The organism is Mesorhizobium norvegicum (genome assembly GCF_004919685.1).
Lineage (GTDB): Bacteria > Pseudomonadota > Alphaproteobacteria > Rhizobiales > Rhizobiaceae > Mesorhizobium > Mesorhizobium norvegicum.
This window is the reverse complement of sequence record NZ_SMYZ01000021.1, coordinates 122,892-145,332: the sequence shown is the minus strand read 5'-3', so window position 1 is coordinate 145,332 and position 22,441 is coordinate 122,892. Positions and strand designations below refer to the sequence as shown.

General features: G+C 64.1%; 27 protein-coding genes and 1 pseudogene. 13 read left to right on the top strand and 15 right to left on the bottom strand.

Going from position 1 to position 22,441, the window contains the following annotated elements; all coding sequences use genetic code 11:
* Positions 1 to 13 precede the first annotated feature (13 nt).
* Genes FCU66_RS08615 through FCU66_RS08600 form a run of 4 tightly spaced genes read right to left on the bottom strand, consistent with a single transcriptional unit; the run spans position 14 to position 3,384 of the window.
* Positions 14 to 424: a GtrA family protein gene (locus FCU66_RS08615; protein ID WP_136616671.1), complete on the bottom strand. Its 411-nt coding sequence runs from the start codon at positions 422 to 424 to the stop codon at positions 14 to 16.
* Positions 421 to 1,242 carry a ChbG/HpnK family deacetylase gene (locus FCU66_RS08610; RefSeq protein ID WP_136616670.1) on the bottom strand — a complete coding sequence of 274 codons (822 nt, stop codon included), beginning with the start codon at positions 1,240 to 1,242 and terminating at the stop codon, positions 421 to 423. The genes FCU66_RS08615 and FCU66_RS08610 overlap by 4 nt, the downstream gene beginning before the upstream one ends.
* Entirely contained in the window at positions 1,239 to 2,228 is a 990-nt protein-coding gene (locus FCU66_RS08605; RefSeq protein WP_136616669.1) for a glycosyltransferase family 2 protein, read from the bottom strand. The genes FCU66_RS08610 and FCU66_RS08605 overlap by 4 nt, the downstream gene beginning before the upstream one ends.
* Positions 2,221 to 3,384 (bottom strand): glycosyltransferase family 87 protein, encoded by a 1,164-nt coding sequence (locus tag FCU66_RS08600; protein ID WP_136616668.1) that lies wholly within the window; start codon positions 3,382 to 3,384, stop codon positions 2,221 to 2,223. Before FCU66_RS08600 ends, FCU66_RS08605 begins: the two co-directional genes overlap by 8 nt.
* Between FCU66_RS08600 and FCU66_RS08595 the strand changes: the two genes are divergently transcribed.
* Positions 3,371 to 3,592: a hypothetical protein gene (locus FCU66_RS08595; protein ID WP_136616667.1), complete on the top strand. Its 222-nt coding sequence runs from the start codon at positions 3,371 to 3,373 to the stop codon at positions 3,590 to 3,592. The genes FCU66_RS08600 and FCU66_RS08595 overlap by 14 nt on opposite strands.
* Here FCU66_RS08595 and FCU66_RS08590 read toward each other — a convergent pair.
* Positions 3,582 to 3,869: an autotransporter domain-containing protein gene (locus tag FCU66_RS08590; protein WP_425462844.1), complete on the bottom strand. Its 288-nt coding sequence runs from the start codon at positions 3,867 to 3,869 to the stop codon at positions 3,582 to 3,584. The genes FCU66_RS08595 and FCU66_RS08590 overlap by 11 nt on opposite strands.
* Between FCU66_RS08590 and FCU66_RS08585 the strand changes: the two genes are divergently transcribed.
* The gene (locus FCU66_RS08585; RefSeq protein WP_246093833.1) at positions 3,868 to 4,128 is read left to right on the top strand and encodes a helix-turn-helix transcriptional regulator; all 261 of its coding nucleotides are present in this window, start codon (positions 3,868 to 3,870) and stop codon (positions 4,126 to 4,128) included. The genes FCU66_RS08590 and FCU66_RS08585 overlap by 2 nt on opposite strands.
* 195 nt (positions 4,129 to 4,323) lie before the next feature.
* On the opposite strand, the gene FCU66_RS08580 is transcribed toward FCU66_RS08585, so the two are convergent.
* On the bottom strand, positions 4,324 to 5,361 hold the full coding sequence (locus FCU66_RS08580) for a zinc-binding dehydrogenase (RefSeq protein ID WP_136616666.1): 1,038 nt from the start codon (positions 5,359 to 5,361) through the stop codon (positions 4,324 to 4,326).
* 53 nt (positions 5,362 to 5,414) lie between these two features.
* Positions 5,415 to 6,656, bottom strand: a complete 1,242-nt coding sequence (locus FCU66_RS08575; protein ID WP_136616665.1) for an acyl-CoA dehydrogenase family protein — start codon at positions 6,654 to 6,656, stop codon at positions 5,415 to 5,417.
* A 115-nt stretch (positions 6,657 to 6,771) separates the two neighbouring features.
* On the opposite strand from FCU66_RS08575, the gene FCU66_RS08570 reads away from it, so the two are divergent.
* From FCU66_RS08570 to FCU66_RS08545, 6 genes are all read left to right on the top strand, one after another.
* Positions 6,772 to 7,587 (top strand): SDR family oxidoreductase, encoded by an 816-nt coding sequence (locus FCU66_RS08570; protein ID WP_136616664.1) that lies wholly within the window; start codon positions 6,772 to 6,774, stop codon positions 7,585 to 7,587.
* 39 nt (positions 7,588 to 7,626) lie between these two features.
* Positions 7,627 to 8,112 (top strand): MaoC family dehydratase, encoded by a 486-nt coding sequence (locus FCU66_RS08565; RefSeq protein WP_263495443.1) that lies wholly within the window; start codon positions 7,627 to 7,629, stop codon positions 8,110 to 8,112.
* On the top strand, positions 8,109 to 9,143 hold the full coding sequence (locus FCU66_RS08560) for a phosphotransferase family protein (protein WP_136616663.1): 1,035 nt from the start codon (positions 8,109 to 8,111) through the stop codon (positions 9,141 to 9,143). Before FCU66_RS08565 ends, FCU66_RS08560 begins: the two co-directional genes overlap by 4 nt.
* Positions 9,143 to 9,919, top strand: coding sequence for an SDR family NAD(P)-dependent oxidoreductase (locus FCU66_RS08555; protein WP_136616662.1), 777 nt, complete (start codon positions 9,143 to 9,145; stop codon positions 9,917 to 9,919). Before FCU66_RS08560 ends, FCU66_RS08555 begins: the two co-directional genes overlap by 1 nt.
* An 88-nt stretch (positions 9,920 to 10,007) precedes the next feature.
* Positions 10,008 to 10,652, top strand: coding sequence for a TetR/AcrR family transcriptional regulator (locus FCU66_RS08550; protein WP_136616661.1), 645 nt, complete (start codon positions 10,008 to 10,010; stop codon positions 10,650 to 10,652).
* A 185-nt stretch (positions 10,653 to 10,837) separates the two neighbouring features.
* Positions 10,838 to 11,086 carry a DUF680 domain-containing protein gene (locus tag FCU66_RS08545; RefSeq protein WP_136616660.1) on the top strand — a complete coding sequence of 83 codons (249 nt, stop codon included), beginning with the start codon at positions 10,838 to 10,840 and terminating at the stop codon, positions 11,084 to 11,086.
* A gap of 42 nt (positions 11,087 to 11,128) precedes the next feature.
* On the opposite strand, the gene FCU66_RS08540 is transcribed toward FCU66_RS08545, so the two are convergent.
* The 8 genes from FCU66_RS08540 to FCU66_RS08505 form a co-directional block, all read right to left on the bottom strand.
* A complete protein-coding gene (locus FCU66_RS08540; RefSeq protein ID WP_136616659.1) occupies positions 11,129 to 12,178 on the bottom strand; it encodes a Gfo/Idh/MocA family protein in 1,050 nt (349 codons plus the stop codon).
* A gap of 47 nt (positions 12,179 to 12,225) precedes the next feature.
* The gene (locus FCU66_RS08535) at positions 12,226 to 13,011 is read right to left on the bottom strand and encodes a ThuA domain-containing protein (protein WP_136616658.1); all 786 of its coding nucleotides are present in this window, start codon (positions 13,009 to 13,011) and stop codon (positions 12,226 to 12,228) included.
* A gap of 76 nt (positions 13,012 to 13,087) precedes the next feature.
* Positions 13,088 to 13,315 carry a hypothetical protein gene (locus tag FCU66_RS08530; RefSeq protein ID WP_136616657.1) on the bottom strand — a complete coding sequence of 76 codons (228 nt, stop codon included), beginning with the start codon at positions 13,313 to 13,315 and terminating at the stop codon, positions 13,088 to 13,090.
* Between the two features lie 59 nt (positions 13,316 to 13,374).
* Entirely contained in the window at positions 13,375 to 13,959 is a 585-nt protein-coding gene (locus tag FCU66_RS08525; RefSeq protein WP_136616656.1) for a sarcosine oxidase subunit gamma, read from the bottom strand.
* A complete protein-coding gene (locus FCU66_RS08520; RefSeq protein WP_136616655.1) occupies positions 13,952 to 16,945 on the bottom strand; it encodes a sarcosine oxidase subunit alpha in 2,994 nt (997 codons plus the stop codon). The genes FCU66_RS08525 and FCU66_RS08520 overlap by 8 nt, the downstream gene beginning before the upstream one ends.
* The gene (locus FCU66_RS08515) at positions 16,942 to 17,238 is read right to left on the bottom strand and encodes a sarcosine oxidase subunit delta (protein ID WP_136616654.1); all 297 of its coding nucleotides are present in this window, start codon (positions 17,236 to 17,238) and stop codon (positions 16,942 to 16,944) included. Before FCU66_RS08515 ends, FCU66_RS08520 begins: the two co-directional genes overlap by 4 nt.
* A gap of 12 nt (positions 17,239 to 17,250) precedes the next feature.
* Positions 17,251 to 17,691, bottom strand: a complete 441-nt coding sequence (locus FCU66_RS08510) for a hypothetical protein (RefSeq protein ID WP_136616653.1) — start codon at positions 17,689 to 17,691, stop codon at positions 17,251 to 17,253.
* Positions 17,691 to 18,944: a sarcosine oxidase subunit beta gene (locus FCU66_RS08505; protein WP_136616652.1), complete on the bottom strand. Its 1,254-nt coding sequence runs from the start codon at positions 18,942 to 18,944 to the stop codon at positions 17,691 to 17,693. Before FCU66_RS08505 ends, FCU66_RS08510 begins: the two co-directional genes overlap by 1 nt.
* Before the next feature lie 201 nt (positions 18,945 to 19,145).
* Here FCU66_RS08505 and FCU66_RS08500 point away from each other — a divergent pair, with 201 nt between their 5' ends.
* From FCU66_RS08500 to FCU66_RS08480, 5 genes and pseudogenes are all read left to right on the top strand, one after another.
* On the top strand, positions 19,146 to 19,514 hold the full coding sequence (locus tag FCU66_RS08500; protein ID WP_136616651.1) for a DUF2568 domain-containing protein: 369 nt from the start codon (positions 19,146 to 19,148) through the stop codon (positions 19,512 to 19,514).
* Positions 19,515 to 19,621: 107 nt separating this feature from the next.
* Positions 19,622 to 20,379: pseudogene (locus FCU66_RS08495) on the top strand (SDR family oxidoreductase).
* A gap of 129 nt (positions 20,380 to 20,508) precedes the next feature.
* Positions 20,509 to 20,895: an SET domain-containing protein gene (locus tag FCU66_RS08490; protein ID WP_136616650.1), complete on the top strand. Its 387-nt coding sequence runs from the start codon at positions 20,509 to 20,511 to the stop codon at positions 20,893 to 20,895.
* A 179-nt stretch (positions 20,896 to 21,074) separates the two neighbouring features.
* Positions 21,075 to 21,353, top strand: coding sequence for a 30S ribosomal protein S21 (gene rpsU, locus FCU66_RS08485; RefSeq protein ID WP_023671138.1), 279 nt, complete (start codon positions 21,075 to 21,077; stop codon positions 21,351 to 21,353).
* A 141-nt stretch (positions 21,354 to 21,494) separates the two neighbouring features.
* On the top strand, positions 21,495 to 22,346 hold the full coding sequence (locus FCU66_RS08480) for a tetratricopeptide repeat protein (protein ID WP_136616649.1): 852 nt from the start codon (positions 21,495 to 21,497) through the stop codon (positions 22,344 to 22,346).
* Positions 22,347 to 22,441: the final 95 nt, after the last annotated feature.

Genomic DNA, 22,441 nt, shown 5'->3' with positions numbered 1-22,441 from the left:
AAAATAGTTCCGCCTATCTCAAGAACCGGCCTTCGATCGACCAGCGCGCGGCGAGGAAATTCAGCACCGCCGCCACTACGACACCGCCGATCTTTGCCGGCCACACCCCGGCGATACCGGCGAACAGCGCGATCGAAAGGCTGGAGACGCCGAGCGAAATCAGCCCCCCAAGCGAGGCGAAGCGAAGGAACGCGTCATGCAGCCGGATGGCTCGATTGCGCTCGAACGACCAGAAGCCGTTCGCCGCGAACGAGAAGGTGACAGCGATGAACCAGGCAGCGATGTTGGCGGGCAGCGGCGAAACCCCGAGCTTGAGCAGCAGGAAGAAGCTGGCAAGGTCGATGGCTGTGTTGGCAAGTCCGACAATGGCAAAGCGGACGATCTTGTTGCCGGTCGAACGCTGGGGCCGCTCGGCGCCGCTCATCCCTTGCCATCCATGATTGCGACACCGGCGCGGGCCAGGCTGGCGCCGAACGCGTCCGATGCCAAGGCCGCGAATTCGACCTCGCGCACGCCTTGCATCGTGTCGCGCGCGCGCAGCGTCTCTTCGACACGACCGGGGTGGCACATGAACAGCCCGCGTTCCGGCAATGCCTCGACGGCGGCCTGCAGCACGGAAGCGAATTTTTCGGGTTGCCGCCAATCATAGATGCCGGTGAGCGGCTCGAAAAGGGTGAAGCCGGCGCGCTGCATCGACCGGTTGAAGCCGGCGGCGAGCGCCGCAATCGCGGCGACTTTCGGCGCCGAGGCGAATTGGCCCGCAAGTGCCGGGGCGCCGCGCAGCGTCGGCCTGTCGCTTCCTTCGCCAAGGCGCGCGCACAGCCATGTGCGCACGACGGGAAGGAAATGCACATGCTGGTGCCCATCGACGAAATCAGGCCGGCGGCCCAGCGCTTCGACGAAGCGGCTGTACTGGGCGTCGAGCTCGGCATGGACATCGCGATCGTCGATGCGGCCGCGCAGAACAGGCAAGGCCAGCGAGCGGAGCGGCGGCAGCCGGCCTTCCGGCGCCAGGCTCGACCGGCCGGTGACCGCCGGCTGGTCGGTCAAGGTAAGATGCAGCCCGATCGCGACACGGCCGCACAGAGGTTTTATGCGCGCCGCCTCATCAGCCCATTCCGGAAAGCCGGTCATGCAGCTGGTGCCTGTCAGCCGCCCGCGATCGAGCAGGTCGAGAATCGCGGCGGAAACGCCGGGCGCCAGGCCGTAGTCGTCGGCGATCAGGCGGATGCGCCGCGTCATCTGTTCGAAGCGCCCGGCTCCGGCCGGTCGGCGGGGGCCTCGCTGCGCACGACATCGCGCACGATATAGACCGGCCGATCCTTGCTCTCTGAGAGCGTGACCCAGACATATTCGCCGATCAGGCCAAGCAGGGTCAGGTTGAGGCCGCCGAGCAGGACGACGGCGACCAGCAGGCTGGGGTAGCCCGGAACGGCAATGCCGTAGAAGATCACCTCGAAGAACACCTTCGCGCCGTAGACCACGCCGGCCAATGCCGCGAGCAGCCCGCTGAGGCTGATCAGCCTGAGCGGAATGACGGAGAACGAGGTGAAACCCTCCAGCGAGAAGGCGATCAGGTTGAGCCGGCTCCACTTCGACGTGCCGCTGGCGCGGCCTTCCGGCGAATAGGGCAACGCCTTCTGGCGAAAGCCGGCCCAGGCAAACAGGCCCTTGTTGAAGCGACGCTTGTCGCGCAGGCTGGTCAGCGCGCGCGCCACGGCGCCGCGCATGACTCGAAAGTCGCCGGCATTTTCGGGAATGTCGAAACGCTGGCTGCTGTTGATCAGGCTGTAGAAAAGCCGGGCCAGCTGACTGCGCCGCCAGCTCGCCTCACGGCGGTCGTTCTGCGCATAGACGACGTCGATGTCCGAATGGTCCACCAGCTCGGCGATCAGCTTCAGGCTGATGTCCAAGGAATGCTGGAGGTCGGCGTCCATGATCAGCACCATGTCGCCGCGCGACTGGTCGAGGCCGGCGAGCACAGCGACTTCCTTGCCGAAATTGCGGCTGAGGCGGACGATCTCCCACGACCCCGTCAGCGCCTGCGAAAACCGCCCGGCGCCATCGTCACGGCTGCCGTCATCGACGAGGATCTTGTGCACGGTCATGCCGAAGCGCTGTGCCACGGCCGCTTCGAGTTCGCCGAGCAGGCGGGCGAAGGCCGATGCCGATGGCGCCTCGTTGAAGAACGGCGCGACGATATCGAGTGTCGGCCGCAACTCAGCCATTTGCGATCCCCGCATTCACCACCTTATCCCGTGCCCTGGCCCAAAACCACCAGATCAGCGAGCCGGCGATGAACGTAACCGCGATCGGCCGGAACCAGGGGTAGAGGAAATCGTGCACATGGCGCTCGACGCCGCTCAGCCCGGTCACGAACAACGCCGTGGACAACACCGAGGCGAGGGCGCCGCCGCGTTCCTCGCGCCAAAGCAGGGCGATGGCAAGACCGGCTGGTACGGCAATCATCGCATAGGTGTTGGGCTCGACGCGCGGATTGAAGACGCACATGTAGAAGGTGGCCGTCAGGAAGATCGCCAATCCCGCAGTTCCACGCTCGAGCTTGCGGTCGAACCAGATGACGGCTGAAAGCGTAAGCAGAGCCATGACCATGCGCACGATCGTTGCACCGAATTCCGGAATCGGCAGCCCTATCCTGGTGAATGGCGCCGTGAAATCGGTGGGCACGAAATGGCTGGTGTTGTCGACCGCCATAGACGTCAGCATCTGGGCGAAGACACGATACTGATCGTTGAGATAGCCGGCGGGAGCGAAAGCGTAAGGCAGCGCGAGCACGAACAGGACCGCCAGCACCAGCACCGGTATCAGCCGGGGCCGCAGCGCTCCTGCCAGGAGCAGCATGATAATCGCGGTCGGCTTAGCGATAATGGCAAGCGAAGCCCAGAAGAACGTTTCCGCCCGCCGCCCTTCCAGCGCCGATAATGTGAGAAGCCAGCAGGCACCGGTCAGCAGGATCGTCGCCTGGCCGTTGCGGATCGCCCCCGCTGCCATCGGCAGAGCGAGGAAGAGACCGAACGAAAGCAGCCAGGTCAACTCCCCGCCGCCAAGCTTGCGCACCTGCCGCATGGCGGCGTAGGTCAGCACCGCGAAGCCAAGCGTGTGCCACACCACGCCGCCCAGGTACGGGCCGAGTTTGACTATTGGGATATAGAGCGCGGCAAAGGCCGGCGCGTAGAGATACCCCATCTCGGACTGGGTGTCGTAGAGTGGCAGACCGGCCAGAAGCGCCTCGCTGCCGTCTATATAGGCCTTCCATACCGTCCGCGTGTGAGGCGACCACAGGACCAGGGCGAGAACGATCAGGAACGCTCCGATCCACAGGCCAAACCCCAAACGGTCGAAAACCGGCTTGGAAATCATCATCAAGGCATCCCACACCACCCCGGAACTGGCTCATTCCAGCATTGTCCCGGCATTCGATGGCGGCGGCATATCACGGACAAAGCAGCGTGGCATAGGGGGATTAACAGGCGCGGAACCTCCACCATCAGCCAATAGCTGCGTCATTGTCGATCCCACGCCCTTTCGGGTGTCGCCCTTTTTCAGCAATCCCGAAGCCGTCAGAACTTGATGCCGAGATCGACCTTGGCGCCCTGGTCGACACCGCCGCCGCCGAACTGGCCGGTATAGGACAGACCGAGCGTGGCATTGGCCGACATGTTGAGGTCGAGACCGGCCTCGATGATCGCTGCATCCCTGGCGATCGGCACGCCGGCAATGGTGAAGGCGTCGCCTCCGGCGAAGGCGAAGCTGGAGGTCGGCGTGACATCGCCGAAAGCGTGTCGCCACCCCAGCATGCCGCGCGCTGTGGCGTTCATGCCGCCCAGTGAAAAGTCGGTCGTGATCATGATCACCGAAGTCGCCCGGCGCATTCCAGATGGCTTTGAAACGCACATCCGCAGCCTGTTCGGCTTGACATTGGCCGAGGCCCGGCTCGCCACGGCATTGGCGTCAGGCTTGTCGCTGAAAGAGGCCACGGTAAGTTCCAGGATTACCGTGAAAACCGGCCGCGGCTATCTTGAACGGATTTTTGCCAAGACCGAAACCCATCAGCAGAGCGAACTGGTTGCACTTCTCAAAAGCACGGAACCGCTCAGCGGGCGATAGTGCCTCCGCACAGAGGATTTGACCCTTGACCGAGCCCGAACGGAATCGTCGACGGGCACTGCTGCCTGCCCAGAGCAATTCCAGGAAAAGTGTGAAACGGTTTTCCCGGGAAAAGCGCATAGCGCTTTCCCTTGGGAATCGCGTCAAATCAAAGAGACAGAGCGGTTCGGCGTTTCCGTCAAACGATGAACCGCTCTAAGGCCGGATGAACACCTTGCCGTTGGGCTTGACCAGTTCGGCCGGCAGCCGCGCCATGGCCTCGGCGAGCGGCACCACCGCCGTCGCGTCGGTCGACCAGCGCCCGTCGGAAAACCGCTTCTGCGCTTCCAGGATCGCCGTGCCGCGGCGATCGCGGAACTGGCGCATCCACTCGCTCAGCCAGAAACCTTCGATATGCTTGTGCTGGAAGATCAGCTGGCCGGGCTCGCGGATAACAGTGGCTTCGGGATCGAGCCGCCCGTAGATGATCCAGCGCGAGCGCTTCGGCATGGCGTCGAAGATGGCGGAGGCCAGCGGCCCGGTCACCGCGTCCAGGAAGATGCGCGGCTGCTCGGCCTTCATCACCTCGCGCAGCGCCGCCTTGAAATCCGGCGCCTTTTCATTGAGGACGTGCGCCGCGCCAAGCTCTTTCAGCAAAGCGATCTGGTCGTCGCGGCGTACGGTGACGATTGGCCGGAAACCCTCTTCCCTGGCCAGGCCGATGATCAGCTTGCAGAGCTGGCTGGCGCCGGCGGTCATGACGAAGGCCTTTTCTCCTTCCTGTTTGACGATGTCGAACATGGCGAGCGCGGTGAGCGGGTTGACGATCATCGCCGCGCCATCCTCGTCGCGGACGGTGTCAAGCAGCGGGATGCAGGCAGCAGCCTCGGCAACGGCATAGTCGGCCCACGAGCCCCAGTTGGTGACGCCGGTGGCAAAGGCGACACGCTTGCCGATCAGGCTTTTGGGATAGGTCTCGTCGCCGCTGGCGACGACAGTGCCGACGCCCTCGAAGCCGGCCGGCTGGCCCTTGACGCGCGGCTGGCCGTACTGGCCCTTGATAAAGGCGACATCGGACGGGTTGATCGAGGCGAGGCTGACCTTGATCAGAACCTGCGTCGGTCCGGGTGTCGGCACCGCGATGCTGCCCGGCTCGAGATAGGGCTCCATCGCCTCCAGCACACTGCCGCTGGGCGTCCTGGTGTAGCCATCGCCGACCAGCAACAGCGCCTTCATTTCGGAGGGAATCGTCATCGGAACACTCCTTGCTTGGACCTGCCGGCGTCGCCGGATGGCGGTGCCGGTGCTCAGACCTTTTCCTGCGTGTATTTCTTCAGCTCGGTACGCGCCACCTGACGGCGATGCACGGCGTCAGGCCCGTCGGCAAGGCGCAATGTCCGCAGATGCGTCCACGAACGCGCCAGCGGCGTGTCCTGGCTGATGCCTTGCGCGCCGAACATCTGCACCGCCTCGTCGGTGACCTTGAGCGCAACGCGCGGCGCGATCACCTTGATCTGGCTGATCCAGGGAGCCGCGGCCCGCGCATCGCCCTGGTCGATCATCCACGCCGCCTTGAGGCAGAGCAGGCGGGCCATCTCGATCTCCATGCGGCATTCGGCGATGATGTCGAAATTGGCGCCGAGCTTTGCCAGGGGCTGGCCGAAGGCCTCGCGGCGCACGGAACGCTGGCACAGCATCTCCAGCGCCATCTCGGCCTGGCCGATGGCGCGCATGCAGTGATGGATGCGGCCGGGGCCGAGCCGCCCTTGCGCGATCTCGAACCCCCTGCCTTCGCCGAGGATCAGGTTCGACGCCGGGATCCGCACATTGTCGAAGCGAAGGTGCATGTGGCCATGCGGCGCATCGTCATCGCCATAGACCTGCATGGCCCGCACCTTGGTCACGCCTTTCGTGTCGGAAGGCACCAGGATCATGGAATGGCGGCGGTGCTGCGGCTCTTCATCGCCGCCAGTCCGGACCATGACGATGTAGATGGCGCAGCGCGGATCGCCGGCACCCGATGCCCACCATTTCTCGCCGTTGAGCACATAGTCGTCGCCCTGACGTTCGCAGCGCATGGCAATGTTGGTGGCGTCGGACGAGGCGACATCCGGCTCGGTCATCAGATAGGCCGAGCGGATCTTGCCCTCGAGCAGCGGTTCCAGCCATTCTTTCTTGTGGTCGGCCGAGCCGTACCGCTCCAGCACCTCCATGTTGCCGGTGTCGGGCGCCGAGCAGTTGAAGGTCTCGGCGCCGAGATGCGCCTTGCCCATCTCCTCGGCCAGATAGGCGTATTCGACGGTGGAAAGGCCATAGCCGCGTTCCGAGCCGGTCAGCCAGAAATTCCACAGGCCGCGCTCTCTTGCGGTCTTCTTCAGCCCCTCGAGGATCTCGCTCTGGCGCGCGCTATAGACCCAGCGGTCGCCTTCCTTGCCCACCTCGCCCAGAAACTCCCTGTCGAGCGGCATGATTTCGTCGCGCACCATGGCCGCGACGCGCGCATGGATCGGCTTCAGCCGCTCGGTCATGCCGAGATTCATCTCCGTCATCGGTCGCTAACCCTTCATACACGCCAGGCATTTTGTCAGTGGCAAGGATGACCGTACTTCGGATAGCCTTGTCAACGCGAACTGTTTGCCCGCATGCCGAGCGCTGAGGATTGTGATGAGCTATCTCGACGAGCTGTTTTCGGTGGCCGGCAAGACGGCGCTGGTGACGGGTGCCGCGACCGGCATCGGCCGCATGGCGGCGACCGCGCTGGTGCAGGCCGGCGCCAGCGTGATGATCGCGTCGCGCAAGGGCGAAGATTGCGTCAAGGTCGCGGCTGAGTTGAACGAGATTGGTGCACCGGGCCGGGCGGAAGGCTTTGCCGGCGATGTCTCCAGCGAAGCCGGCATTGCCGCACTCGTCGCCGAGGTCAAAGCGCGAACCGGGAAACTCAATATTCTCATCAACAACGCCGGCGTCTCCTGGGGCGCGCCATTGGAGAGCTTTCCCTATTCAGCATGGGCCAAGGTGCTCGGCGTCAACGTCACCGCGGTCTTCCATCTGACCCGCGAACTGCTGCCGCTGCTCGACGCCGCCGCCAGCGACGCCGATCCGGCCAGGGTGATCAACCTGGGTTCGGTGATGGGTACACAACCGCTGGCCGACGACGCCTATTCCTACACCGCCTCGAAGGCCGCGGTTCATCATCTGACGCGCACGCTGGCGCTCGAGTTCGCTGCCCGCCGCATCACCGTCAACGCTTTCGCCCCCGGCCCCTTCCAGAGCCGCATGACGGCGTTTGCCACCGGCACGCAAGAACAGGCCAGACATGTCGGCAACCATGTTCCGATCGGCCGTATCGGCGCACCGGATGACATTGCCGGCGCAACGCTCTATTTGTGCAGCCGTGCAGGCAGCTATGTCACCGGCGCCATCCTGCCGATCGACGGCGGACAGTCGGTGCAGCATGGGCTGACGCTGTTCAAGGAATGACATTTTCCGGCCACAGAAGCCGGAGGTGAACTGGAGGACATGAGCGTGGAACCGATCAGTCTCGATGTGCTTCTGGCCAACGTTGGCAAGGAGGTTGGCGTGTCGCCGTGGCGGGTGGTCACGCAACGCATGATCGACCAGTTCGCCGATGCCACCGACGACCACCAGTTCATCCACTGCGACCCTGAGCGCGCCATGCGCGAGACGCCGTTCGGCGGCACCATCGCGCACGGCTTCCTGTCGCTGTCGCTGTTGTCGGCTATGACGTTCGAGACCATGCCGCCACTGGAAAACAGCAAGATGGGCGTCAACCACGGCTTCGATTCGCTGCGCTTCCTGGCGCCGGTGAAGACCGGCGCGCGCATCCGCACCCGTTTCGTGCTGGCCGACGTCAAGGTTCGGCCGTCGGGCTGGGTGCAGACGGCGCATGACGTGACGATCGAGATCGAGGGCTCGAAGAAACCGGCGCTGACCGCCCGCTGGCTGACGCTGACCCTGATCGAACGCCAGCCCGAGACGGCATGAGCGATCCGAACGTTCTCGACCAGGCAGCGCTTGCGCCTTACCTCGAGGCGAACATACCGGGCTTTTCCGGGCTTGCTGCAGTCGAAAAATTCAAATCCGGCCAATCGAACCCGACCTATCTCATGACAGCGGCAAGCGGCCGTTATGTGCTGCGCGCCAAGCCGCCGGGGCAGTTGCTGAAATCGGCGCATCAGGTCGATCGCGAATTCAGGGTGATGAGCGCGCTTGCCGGCACCGCCGTGCCTGTGCCTGACATGCTGCATCTGTCGGCGGAGGACTCGCCGATCGGCCGCATGTTCTACGTGATGGATTTCCTCGACGGCCGCATTTTCTGGGACCCGGCGCTGCCGGAGGCAGGCGACAACGAAGAACGCGCCGCCATCTACGATGCCATGAACGACACCCTCGCCGCCCTGCACGATGTCGACGTCGAGGCCGTCGGGCTTGGCGATTTCGGCCGGCCGGGCAATTATTTCGAGCGCCAGCTGGCGCGCTGGACCAGCCAGTACCGCGCCTCGGAGACCGGCACGGTCGCCGACATGGACCGGCTGATTGCCTGGCTGGAAACGCATATGCCCGCAGATGACGGCCGCGTCTCGCTGGTGCATGGCGACTACCGGCTGGACAATCTGATCTTCGCGCCGGACCGGCCAAAGGTTCTGGCGGTGCTCGACTGGGAACTGTCGACATCAGGCCACCCCTTCGCCGATATCGCCTATCAGTGCATGCAATGGCGGCTGCCGCACGCGTCGGGTTTTCGCGGCCTGGGCGGTGTCGACCGTTCCGCACTCGGCCTGCCCTCCGAGGAGGACTACGTCGCCAGCTACTGCCGGCGGCGCGGGCTCTCCGGTATCGGCAACTGGACGTTCTTCCTCGCCTTTTCCTTCTTCCGGCTGGCTGCAATCTGCCAGGGCGTCTTCAAGCGGGCGCTGGACGGCAACGCCTCCAATCCGGAAAAAGCCAGGACCTATGGCGAGGCGGTAAAGCTGCTTTCGCATCTCGCCGCAAAACTGATCGACAAGGAGGCGTGATGGGCCGCTTTGACGGCGCAACGGTGCTGATCACGGGTGCTGCCGGCGGGCTCGGCCGAGGTGCGGCGAAAGGCTTTGCCGCTGAAGGCGCAAAGCTGGTGCTGTCGGACATCGACGAAAAGGCGCTGGCGGATCTTGCAGGCACGCTGCCGGTCGAAACGGCAATCCTCGCCGGCAACATATCAGACGAAAGCCTGTCGGAGGCGCTGGTCAGGCTGGCGGTCGAGACATTCGGCCGGCTGGATATCGCCGTCAACAATGCCGGCATCGTCCAGAGCTTCGTGCGTCTGCCGCAGGTCGAATCCGACGAGGCCCGCCGCGTCCTGGAGGTCGATCTGCTCGGCGTGTTCTATGCCATGAAGCACCAGATCCCGCAGATGGAACGGCAGTTCAAGGCGGACGGCAAGGGCGGCGCCATCGTCAACATCGCCTCGGTCGCCGGGCTGGTCGGCGCGCCAAAACTTTCGGTTTATGCGGCCGCCAAGCATGGCGTCGTCGGGCTGACAAAATCGGCGGCGGCCGAATACGCGACCAAGGGTGTGCGGATCAACGCGATCTGCCCCGCCCACACAAGGACGGCGATGGTGGACGGCTTCGTGCGCGTCTCCGGGGCGCCGGAAGAAGAGGCGTTGGCCGAGCTGACGCGTGGCGTGCCGATGAAGCGGGTGGCCGAAGTCGACGAAATCACCACCGCCATCCTGTTCGCCGCCGACCCCGCCAATTCCTTCATGACCGGCCATGCTCTGGCCGTCGACGGCGGCGTCGGCGCGATCTGACACCTGCCGTTTGGGAACTTCCCGCGCCCTTGTCCGTTTTCGTACAGCGTATATAATTTAGCCAGGCACCAACAAAAGGCACGAGATCTTGCCGCCGAGCGTCCAGACACGCCGTGAGAAACAAAAGGCCGAACAGCGCTCCGAGCTGGTCGCGGCCGCCCATAAGCTTGTCCAGGAAGAGGGCTATGAGGGCCTGACCATCCGCAAATTGGCCAAGCGGGTCGGTTATGCCCCGATGTCGGTCTATTCCTACTTCGCCGACAAGCAGGACATCCTGTTTGCGCTGGCGGAAGATGCGTTCGAGACGCTTGCCCGACGCATCGAGGAGCATTCGTCCGACGATCCGATCGAGGCCTTGCAGGCGGTCATGACCGAATATGCCGCCTTCGGCCTTGGCAATCCCAACGAATACCGGACTGTCTTCATGACCGAAAAGACCAAGCTGCCGGAAGGCAGAAGCTACGAGGACATGGAAGAGGGCAACCCGGCTATGAAAGCGCTGATCAGCCGGGTCGAGGCCTGCGTCGCCGCCGGCAAATTGCAAGGCGACCCGCGCGCCATCGCCACCATGCTGTGGGCGGTCGGCCACGGCACGATCTCGCTGCTCATCACCTTTCCGTTCTACCCCTTCGGAGATCCGCAGGCTTTCGTGAAGCGGATGTGCGATTTCACGCTCGCCACGCTCAGCACGCAAAACGTGCCACCGCTGACCGAGACACCGGTCAACTGCTGAACGCCAGTTCCTTTCGTTTCCATATTTTCTCTCTACCCCAGCCAAAGCGGGGCGAATTTCTTGGTTAACAAAAAATTTACCGTACGCGTACGGGTTTGACTTGAACTTCGCGATCGGCGGGCGTATCTGTACAGTGTATCGTACATGTACGAGAAAAAATCACCCGTCGAAAACGGAGACTGACAATGAAAAAGACCCTTCTCACCCTCGCCGCCGTGCTGGCACTGTCTGGCTCGGCCTTCGCCGCCAACACCACCCACCCGGTCAAGCATGCGCCGGCTGCAACCTGCGTCGACACCAAGACCAACGTGAAGCTCGATTGCGCTTCGACCGGCTCGGTCGAGAAGAAGGGCGCCACGGAAAACACCGCTGAAGGCAAGGGCCCGCGGCTCGGCATCGACATCAATCCTTGGATCGTGCCGAGCTCGTTCTGAGGACATCACTTCTGGCCGGCACAAGCCGGCCAGGTGGGCATTTCAGCCGACCGAAATCGGCAGTTTAGCCGCTGAACTCTCGAAGGCCGCGTCGATTAGCTTCTGCATATCGGCGGCGCGCCGGAACGACGGATCGCCGTTCCGGCCTGAATCCAGTGCATCGGCAAAGCGCCGGGCGTTGCGCTTGACACTAGGCAGCGCCAGTGTCTGCCAGCGCTGCAGATCGACATCCCCACCCAGGCAGGTGGACAGGTTCGATACCTTGCCGTCGGTCTCGACCTTGATGGCGCCTTTGGTGCCGTGCAGGGCCAGCGACAGATCATTGGTATGGCCGGTCATGTAGCGGCTCGCCACGATCGTGGCGAGAGCGCCCGAATTGAGCCGCGCTGTCATCGCCACGCTGTCATTGGCATCCAGCACATAGTCGCCGATGCGCTCGCCCTCGGCCTTCGGAAACGTCACCAGATCGGCATGCAGGCTGACAATATCCTGATCGGCTCCATAGGTGGCGAAGTCCAGGATATGAATGCCGACATCGCCGAGCACGCCGGTCGAACCGTGCCGGCTCGACAAGCGCCACAGCCATTTGTCCTCGACCCGCCAGTCGCCCCACGATTGGCTGACCAGCCAGCTTTGCCGGTAGCTCGCCTCGACATGGCGCAGCTCGCCGATCTCGCCGGCCTGAACCATGCGCCGTGCCTCCTGGATCGCCGGTGAGTTGCGATAGGTCAGGTTGACCATGTTGACCACCCCGGCTGCCTCGGCCGCTTGCGTCATTGCCAGCGCGTCGGCGTGGTTCGGCGCCAGCGGCTTTTCGCAAAACACATGCTTTCCCGCAGCAAGCAGCGCCAGCGTCGTCGCCATATGCGCACCATCCGGCGTCGCGTTGATGGCGGCATCGAACTGACCCCAGGCGATCGCCGCTTCCAGGCTCTCGAAGAAATCGCCGATCTTGCTGACGGCGGCGAACGCCGCCGCGCGGCCGGGCACCTGGTCGACGCAAGCGACGATGCTGCAGCCCGGGATTTCTGCAAACTCCTCGACATGATGCCCGGCGATGCCGCCGGTGCCGAGCAGAAGAATTCGATGCATCAACTCAAGCCCCCGATGAACTCAGCCCCAATCAGCTCAGGCCCCAATCAGCTCAAGCCCTTGTCGCCATCGGCATGCAGGCGCAGCCCCTTCTGGACGATCTTCTCCTTGGCCGCATCTGTCGGCACGTTCGGCGCATTGGTGATGCCGGACCATGCCGGCGCCGGATTGTGCGCCCAGTGCACGGCGTTGCGCAGCACCTGCTGCACGCCCTCATTGTGATAGATCGGATAGGTCTCGTGGCCCGGCGAGAAATAGAAGATCCTGCCCGCGCCACGCTGATAGGTCAGCCCGGACCGGAACACCTCGCCGCCCTCGTACCAGGAGACGAACACCGTCTCGAGCGGCTCCGGCACGGCGAAGGGCTCGCCATACATTTCGGTCTCGCCGATCTCCAGGCACTCGCCGATGCCTTGCGCGATCGGGTGGCCGCGGTTGATCGCCCAGACGCGCTCGCGTTCGCCAGCCTCCCGCCATTTCAGCGAACAGGGCGTGCCCATCAGCCGCTTGAAAATCTTCGAGTAGTGGCCTGAATGGAGCACGATCAGGCCCATGCCTTCCCACACACGCTTCTGCACCCGCTCGACGATCTCGTCCTTGACCTCGCCATGCGCCGCGTGGCCCCACCACAAAAGCACGTCGGTGGCCGCCAGCCGCTTCTCGCTCAAGCCATGTTCAGGTTCCTGCAAGGTGGCGGTGGTCGCCTCGATGCCCTTGTCCTGGTTGAGCGCCGCGGCAATGGTGCCATGCATCCCCAAGGGATAGAGGTCGCGCACGGCGGCATTGGTCTGCTCGTGGACATTCTCGCCCCAAACGATCGCTTTTGTCGGCATTTTCATCTCCCAAAGCGCTTTAAATAGCATGTCCAATGGGATTGAGAAGGTCCGATCCGATCTGGTCCGATGGAAACTACGTCTTGCGCTTCTTGCGCCCGGGCACAGTCTTGGCCTGGCCCGGCTTCGCCGGAGCGCCGGAGATGGACGATCCGGTGATCGACACCGGATCGCTGGCCGGGAACGTGTCTTCGAGGCCTTCCTCGAGTTCCTCTTCGGCGCTCGACGCTTCGTGTCGCTCATGTTCGAGCGAACGGACGGCCGATGTCTTTTTGACCGGCGACTTCGGCGAATTCGACGGCATCGGCATTCTCCCTCGGCGTGCGGATGCAGAACGAGCGTGCCCTGCAAAACGTTCCGAGTTCAGACCGCCGCGTCCCGCGATCCCTCGGACAGGAAAGTAAAGACATAGTCCGAGAAGGAACGCCAGCATTCAACACGGAAGGCGTCCGCCGCCGTGCGCAGCAGCACGATCTCCGTCTTGCCCAGGATGGTGCGCGACGCCGCGCCCACCGGGAAGGCGTCGAGCGACAAATCCTGCGGACAACCCGCATTGATCGTCGCCGCTGCCCCGGCGCCAGTCACGGCGATCGCGATGTTGCGATGCGAGATGCCGACCGCCGAGTGCAGCGACGTGACTTTGGCGCAATCGGCGAGCGGATCATTGCCGGCCTCGTCGATGACCAGCCATTCGTCAGGGCCGAGCCACAAGGCGGTGCGCCCGCCCTTCGAGGCAGACGTTTTCGGCTTGTTCGGCAAGGTCACGCCGAGCGCCTTCGAAAGCGCTGCAACCGAAGCCTCCGGCGCACGCAATGACATGCGCTCGGCCGGCGGCAGCACCTCGACCTTGGCGCTGGTCGCGGCGGTGCTGCGACCAGCCAGCGCCGGACGGCGTTCAATCGAAGGCGATGCAGCCGGAGCCGTCTTCCTTGCAGCGGCCTTAGCCATTGAGGCGCCCTCCCGTCTCGTCGAAGAACACCATGCCGGTAACCTCCACTTCGATCACCCCGTTCGGCATCGGCACATAGAGCGTGTCGCCCATGCGATCGCGGCCGCCGGCGACCAGCGCCAGCGCGATCGAGCGGCCGCAATTTTCCGACCAGTAGCTCGAAGTGACATGGCCGATCATCTTCATCGGGATCGCCTGCTTCGGATCCTCGACGATCTGCGCGCCTTCTTCCAGCACCACCTTGGGATCCTTGGTCTTGAGGCCGACCAGCTGCTTGCGGCCCTTGGCGACCAGATCCGGCCGCGCCATGCCGCGGATGCCGACGAAATCGGCCTTCTTCTTGCCGACCGCCCAGTCGAGACCGGCATCGTTCGGCGTCACCGTGCCGTCAGTGTCTTGACCGACGATGATGTAGCCCTTTTCGGCGCGTAGCACATGCATCGCCTCGGTGCCGTAGGCGGCAGCGCCATGCTTCTGGCCTTCGGCCCACAGCGCTTCCCAGACGGCCTGGCCGTAATCGGCCGGCACGTTGACCTCGAAGCCGCGCTCGCCGGTGAACGACATGCGGAACAGCCTGGTCGGCACGCCGCAGATCTTGCCTTCGCGCACCGACATGTGCGGCAGCGCCTCGTCGGACATGTCGATGCCTTCGACCAGGGGTTCGATAATCTTCCGCGCGTTCGGCCCCTGCACGGCAATGACCGCCCACTGCTCGGTGATCGAGGTCAGCCAGACATTGAGATGCGGGAACTCGGTCTGGAGATAATCCTCCATGTGGTTCATCACGCGCGGCGCGCCGCCGGTCGTCGTCGTCACATGGAAACGGTCCGGCGCCAGCCTGCCGACGACGCCGTCATCATAGATGAAACCGTCTTCGCGCAGCATGATGCCATAGCGGCAGCGGCCGGGCTCCAGCTTCTCCCAGGGATTGGTGTAGAGCAGCTCCATGAACTTGGCCGCGTCCGGCCCGACCACTTCGATCTTGCCCAGCGTCGAGGCATCGAACAGGCCCGCCGTCTTGCGCACCGCGACGCATTCGCGGTCGACCGCAGCGTGCATGTCCTCGCCCGCCCTGGGGAAATACCAGGCGCGCTTCCACTGGCCGACATCCTCGAACACCGCCCCTTGCGCCTCGGCCCAGGGATGGATCGCCGTCTTGCGCGTCGGGTCGAACAGCGGCCCGCGCGCATGGCTGACGATCGCGCCAAACGTCACCGGCGTATAGGGCGCCCGGAACGTGGTCAGGCCGACTTCCGGGATCGGCTTGCCCAGCGTCTCGGCGGCAATCGCCAGGCCGTGCATGTTGGAGGTCTTGCCCTGGTCGGTCGCCATGCCGTTGGTGGTGAAGCGCTTGACGTGCTCGATCGAGCGCATGCCCTCATGCACCGCCTGGCGGATATCCTTGGCGGTGACGTCATTCTGGAAATCGACGAAAGCTTTCACCGTCGTGTCCGGCCCGGCGCCGGGAGCCGCACCCAGCATGCCGCGCGACCAGCTCTCCGAGGCATCGACCTTCGGCTTTGTACCCTTGGCGGTCTTGGCACCCGCATCCTTGGCCGCCTTGGCGCCAGCCGCATAGGCCTCGTCCACCGTCGCAGACAGCCCGTCGGTGCCGTTGCAGGCGCCGACCGAGACGCAGTCCTGCGCATAGGTGCCCGGCACGAAGCGCTTGGTCTCGTCGTTGAAGGCGACCTTGCCGCGCGATTGCGAGAACAGATGCACCGACGGCGTCCAGCCGGCCGACATCAGGATCGCATCGACCGGGATGGTGCGTTCGCCGCCACCATTCTTCGGCTGCACAGACATCGATGAGACCCGCAACTTACCGCCGGCGCGGATCACCGCGCGGCCGAAATTGACCTCGATGCCGAGCGCCCTCGCCTCGTCGATCACCGGTCCGGTCGGATTGTCGCGCAAATCGACGATCGCCGCCACGTTGACGCCGGCCTTCTTCAGGTCGATTGCCGCCGCGTAAGCGGAATCATTGGCGGTGTAGACGCCGACATTCCTGCCGACGGCGACGCCATAGTGGTTGAGATAGGTGCGTGCCGCACCCGCCAGCATGATGCCCGGCCGGTCGTTGTCGGCGAACACCATGTGCCGCTCGATCGCACCGGAGGCCAGCACCACGCGCTTGGCCCTCACCTGCCACAGCCGCTCGCGCGCCAGATCGTGGCCGGGGGTTTTTAGATGATCGCTGACACGCTCGACCAGCCCAACGAAATTCTGTGCGTAATAGCCGAACGCCGTCGTGCGCGAGAGCACGCGGACATTGTCCATGGCGGCGAGCTTCGCCACGGCACCTTGAGCCCAGGCAAAGCCGTCCTGGCCGTCGATCTTCGCACCGGTCTCGAAACGCAGGCTGCCGCCGAACTCGGCCTGCTCGTCGGCGAGGATGACCCGCACGCCCGTTTCGGCCGCTGCCAATGCTGCCGCGACGCCGGCGGCACCGCCACCCAGCACCAGCACGTCGCAATGCGCATAGCGCGACGAATAATGGTCGGGATCCGGCTGGTCCGGAGAGACACCAAGGCCGGCCGCGGCGCGGATCTTGGGTTCGTAGAGGCTCTTCCACGCCGCCTTCGGCCACATGAAGGTCTTGTAGTAGAAGCCAGCCGAAAACAGCGGCGACGCGATGTCGTTGACCGCACCAACGTCGAACGACAGCGACGGCCAGCGGTTTTGCGATTGCGCGTCAAGCCCGTCATACAGTTCCTGCACGGTGGCGCGTACGTTCGGCGTCTTGCGCGCCGCGTCGCGCTTGATCTCGACCAGCGCGTTGGGCTCTTCCGCACCCGCCGACAGGATGCCGCGCGGACGGTGATATTTGAACGAGCGGCCGACGAGATGGACGCCATTGGCGAGCAGCGCCGAGGCCAGCGTATCGCCCTCGATACCGGCATAGGACTGGCCGTCGAAGCTGAAACGCGCGGTCTTTGCCTGCTTGAAGCGGCCGGCGCCGGGAATGCGGAACGCGCCGCTCATTTGGCAACTCCCGGGAGCTTCGACGGCTTCGGCTCGCCGGCCTTGTAGGTCATGACGAACTTGTCGGTGACGGTGTCGCGCACGGCGTTGAAGAAGCGGGCGCAGCCATGCATGTGCCGCCAGCGCTCATAAATGATGCCCTTGGGATTCGAGCGGATGAAGAAGAACTTCTCGAAATCGTCGTCGGTCTCGCCAGCCATGTTGGCCGAGCGCGCGATATGCGCCTCGCCGGCGTTGCGGAACTCGAGTTCCGGGCGCTCTTCCTGGCAATAGGGGCAGCGGATGAGAAGCATTTTGGTTCGTTCCTACAATTCGCCGTGGCCGACGCGGGCGCCCGCCGGTTGATCGCAAAGCTTCTGTCCCAACGTCGCGAACGGCGCGACGAGCCGGATGCGCTCCTCCACGCTTGCGGCTGGGCGAAACAGGTCGCGATACGCCATGTTGCCGAGGGTCAGCTGCATCGGATCGGTGGTGACGATGACTTGACGTGGCTGGAATGTCTCGTCCTCGCCGAAATCGGAAGGCCTTTTCTCAAGGAATATGACCACCCTCTGACCGCCGCTCCAGACGCAAGCCAGCGTGCCTTCGTCAACCGAAAACGGCCAGTTGGCCTCGTCCCCGGCACGGCTGATCGGCTGCGTGCGCACTTCGTCCGCCGACGGAAAATGGAACATGCCCCGTTCCCCCGCCAGCACTTGTTCCCCCGCCAGCATCAGCGGCATCGCCACAGCCATCTGCGCCATCATCAGTGCGCCACCGCCGCCGCCGCCGCCTCGTCGATCAGGCGGCCGGTGCGGAAGCGCTCGATGGTGAAAGGCGCGTTGATCGGATGCGGATCATCCTTGGCGATGGTGTGGGCAAAGACATGGCCCGAGCCCGGCGTCGCCTTGAAGCCACCCGTTCCCCAGCCGCAATTGACATAGAGGCCGGGCACCGGCGTCTTGGCCAGGATCGGCGAACGGTCGGGCGTGACGTCGACGATGCCGCCCCACGAGCGCAGCATCTTCATGCGCGTGAAGATCGGGAACATCTCGCAGATGGCGTCGAGCGTGTGCTGCAATATGTGCAGGCCGCCGGTCTGCGAATAGGAGACATACTGGTCGGTGCCGGCGCCGATCACCAGCTCGCCCTTGTCGGACTGCGAGATGTAGGCGTGCACCGTGTTCGACATGACCACGCAGGGCACCACCGGCTTGACCGGCTCCGACACCAGCGCCTGCAGCGGATAGCTCTCCAGCGGCATGCGCACGCCGGCCATGTTCATGATGACCGAGGAATGGCCGGCGGCAACGACGCCGACCTTCTTGGCGCCGATGAAGCCGCGCGTCGTGTCGACGCCCATGACCGCGCCATTGGCCGCCCGCTTGACGCCGGTGACCTCGCAATTCTGGATGATATGCACGCCGCGCGCCGAGGCGCCGCGCGCATAGCCCCAGGCAACCGCATCATGGCGCGCCGTACCGCCTCGGCGCTGCAAGGCAGCGCCGACCACCGGATAGCGCGCGTCCTTGGAGGTGTTGAGCGGCGGGCAGAATTCCTTCGCCTGCTCCGGCGACAGCCATTCATTGTCGATGCCGTTCAGGCGGTTGGCGTGCACGTGGCGCTTCAGCACCTGGACGTCGTGCACATTGTGGGCGAGCATCATGACGCCGCGCGCCGAATACATGACGTTGTAGTTGAGTTCCTGGCTGAGCCCATCCCACAGCTTCAGCGCATGGTCGTAGATGCCGGCACTCTCGTCATAGAGATAGTTGGAACGGATGATGGTGGTGTTGCGGCCGGTGTTGCCGCCGCCGAGCCAGCCCTTTTCCAGCACCGCGACATTGGTGATGCCGTGCACCGTGGCAAGGTAATAGGCGGTGGCCAGGCCATGGCCGCCGGCGCCGACGATGATGACGTCGTATTCCTTCTTCGGCTCAGGCGAGGACCATTGTTCCTCCCAGCCCTTGTGGCCGCGCATGGCCTCGCGGGCGATGGCGAATACCGAATATTTCTTCAACGTCCTGGCCTCGCAAATAGCGGCCGGGCATTCATTCGGTCCCGGCGCGCGAGGTGTATCACTAGCGAAACCGGGCTTCCACCCTTGCGCTGTTTGCGACGGCGCTTGCCGTTTTGCGCCGCGACGAAAAAGACGCATGCGATCTGGCTGCCATGGCTGCGTTCAGTCACACTGCCTGCCGCGAGACTCGGGAGGACGAATATGGGTAACGCGTGGTGGAATATGACGTTGCGCTTCCTGCTGGAGCTTGCCGCCTTGCTTGGCCTCGGCATCGCGGGCTGGAGCCTCTCCGACGGATGGTGGCGCTGGGTTCTCGCCCTGGCCTTGCCGCTCATTGCCGCTGTGCTGTGGGGAACCTTCGCGGTACTCAACGACCCAAGCCGGTCGGGCCGCGCACCGATGCCTGTGCCCGGTGCGGTGCGGTTGGTGCTCGAACTGGTCATCTTGTTCGGCGGTGCTGCCGGATTCTATGTCGCCGGTTACACGATTACGGGCATCATCGTCGCCCTGCTCATCGTCATCAGCTACGCATTCTCGCTCGATCGGCTCGGTTGGCTGCTGAGGCAATAGCTCAGGGCGACGCGGTCTTCGCAGGTATCGGGTGGCTCTGACCCGCCCCATTTGCGACCAAGCATCCAATTGCCGGCAGAGCTGGCGCGAAGCAAAGGATGCAGAAAATGTTCGCACTCACCAACAAGGTCGCCATCGTCACCGGCGCCAGCTCCGGCATCGGCCGCGCCACCGCAAAACTCTTTGCCGAGGAAGGCGCCAAGGTCATCGTCGCCGCCCGTCGCCAGGCCGAGCTCGATGCGCTTGTCGCCGAAATCGCGGACGCCGACGGCACGGCGGTCGCGCTTGCCGGCGATGTCCGCGACGAAGCCTATGCAAAGGCCCTTGTCGATCTGGCGGTCGAAAAGTTCGGTGGACTTGACATCGCCTTCAACAATGCCGGCGCCGTCGGCCAGATGGGCTCGATTTCAGAGCTGTCGCTGGAAGGCTGGCGCGAGACGCTCGACACCAACCTCACCAGCGCCTTTCTCGGTGCGAAATACCAGGTGCCGGCGATGATCGAGCGCGGCGGCGGTTCGCTGATCTTCACCTCCACCTTCGTCGGCCACACCATCGGCATGCCGGGCATGACCAGCTATGCCGCGAGCAAGGCAGGCCTGATCGGGCTGACGCAGGTGCTTGCCGTCGAATACGGCCCGAAAGGCGTTCGGGTCAACGCGCTGCTGCCCGGTGGCACCGACACGCCGGCTGCAACCTTCAAGACTCCGGAATCACGGGCTTTCGTCGAAGGTTTGCATGCATTGAAGCGCGTCGCTGTGCCCGAGGAGATCGCCCGCTCGGCGCTCTATCTGCCTCCGACGCCTCGAGCTTCACCACAGGAACGGCGCTGCTGGCCGATGGCGGCGTGTCGATCAACCGGACGTGATGGATTTTTCGCGGCCAAGATGCATGTTCATAGCCGCAAGGCAGACGGCCGGTCTTGCTTTTTCGCCGCGATTTGGCGATGCCGTTTCCTGTCGAAACGGGTCTTCTTGCCAAAACCGGTCCTGCAAACATGATGCTGATCAGAACCTATGTGGCTGCGAGCGCGATCGAGGGCGTTGGCGTGTTCGCCGCCGAGCCGATCAGGAAAGGCGCTTCGATCTGGCGGCTCGATCCCGATTTCGACCGGCTGATCCCGATGGCCAAATACGAGGCAGCACCCTCGCATCTCAGGGAACTGCTCGACCGCTATGCCTATCCAAGCCCGGACCGGCCGGGCTTCATGGTCTATGAAGTCGACAATGGGCGCTTCATGAACCATGCCGGCAATCCAAACACGGATTTTTCACAGTATGGCGGAGCCACCGCGACCCGCGACATCGCCGCGGGCGAGGAGATCACCTGCGACTACGGCGAGTTCTTCGAGGATTTCGAGCGGCTTCACCTCGCCACGGCCTAGTCGGCCCCTTGATCTCCAGGCAAACCGACTGCGGTTTGGCCCTCCAAGTGCATTTCGACTGTGGACAGCGCGGCATGATTCTGCTATCAGCCGCCCCAATTCGTGGTGTAAACCGCCGCGGAGGCTAGTGGCTATGGCCGCTTGCCTGTTGATATCAAACCCGAAAGACAGGATTGCCCGTGCAGGTACTCGTCCGCGACAATAACGTTGATCAGGCGCTTCGCGCTCTCAAGAAGAAGATGCAGCGCGAAGGCATTTTCCGCGAAATGAAGATGCGCGGTCACTACGAGAAGCCGTCCGAAAAGCGCGCCCGTGAGAAGGCTGAAGCCGTCCGCCGCGCCCGCAAGCTGGCCCGCAAGCGCGCCCAGCGCGAAGGCCTGCTGCCGATGACGCCGCGCCCGGTTGCTGCTGGCGCTGCCGGTGGTCCAGGTGGCGCTCCGCGTCCGCCGCGGTTCTAACGCCAATTTTTCGTCCTTTTCGAAGGATATCAGAGGTGGCGCGATGCGGAATCGCCGCCACCTTTTTGTTTTGATTGTGACCCGGCCCGGAGGGGGGAACCGGACCCGAGCGACGCGGCTTGAAGTGAGGACAGGGCAGACATGAACGCAACAAGCGTGGAGCGCGGGACCGCATTGCGTGGTTTCGCCCTGACAGCGGCTCTGCTCTCCGGACTGGCACTTGCCGGTTGCCAAACGGCCGGCCCGACCGGTGAATTCAACAACATCGACAAGGCGCAAGGGTCGAGCGAGAACATCTCCTCGCTGTCGGCGGTCATCCAGCGCAATCCCCAGGATCCCGAAGGCTACAATGTGCGCGGCTCGGCCTATGGCCGTGGCGGCCAGTACCAGGCGGCGCTCAAGGACTTCAACCAAGCCATCCAGCTCAACCCGAATTTCTTCCAGGCCTATTCGAACCGCGCGCTCATCCAGCGCTTCCTCGGCAATCAGACGGCCGCGCTCGAGGACTACAACCGTTCGATCCAGATCAACGGCAATTATGACGCCGCCTATATCGGCCGCGGCAATCTCTACCGCAAGGCGGGTCGCACACAGGACGCCTTCAACGACTTCCAGAAGGCGATCCAGCTCGACACGACCGACGCGCGCGCCTACCACAATCGCGGCCTGATCTATCAGAGCCAGGGCCAGCACAAGTTCGCCATCGAGGATTTCTCGACCGCCATCTCGCTGGCGCCGGACGCCGCCGAGCCCTACAACGGCCGCGGCCTTTCCTATCTGGCCACGAACGACGAAGACAACGCCTTTGCCGACTTCAACATGGCGATCAAGCTCGACGGCAAGAACGCCGAGGCCTGGGCCAATCAGGCGCTGATCTACGAGCGCCGCGGCGACAAGGTCAAGGCGGGGAAATCCTACCGCGAAGCCGTGCACCTTGATCCGACCTACCAGCCGGCCAAGGATGGCCTCGCCCGCGTCAGCGGTGGATCTTAGGCGCAAATCACAGCACTGCCCTCTGTGCGCCCGACGCCGCAAACCCGCCCATCCGGCAACCCCGCGTTAACCCCGGCAGCAAGGTGCCGACCCGC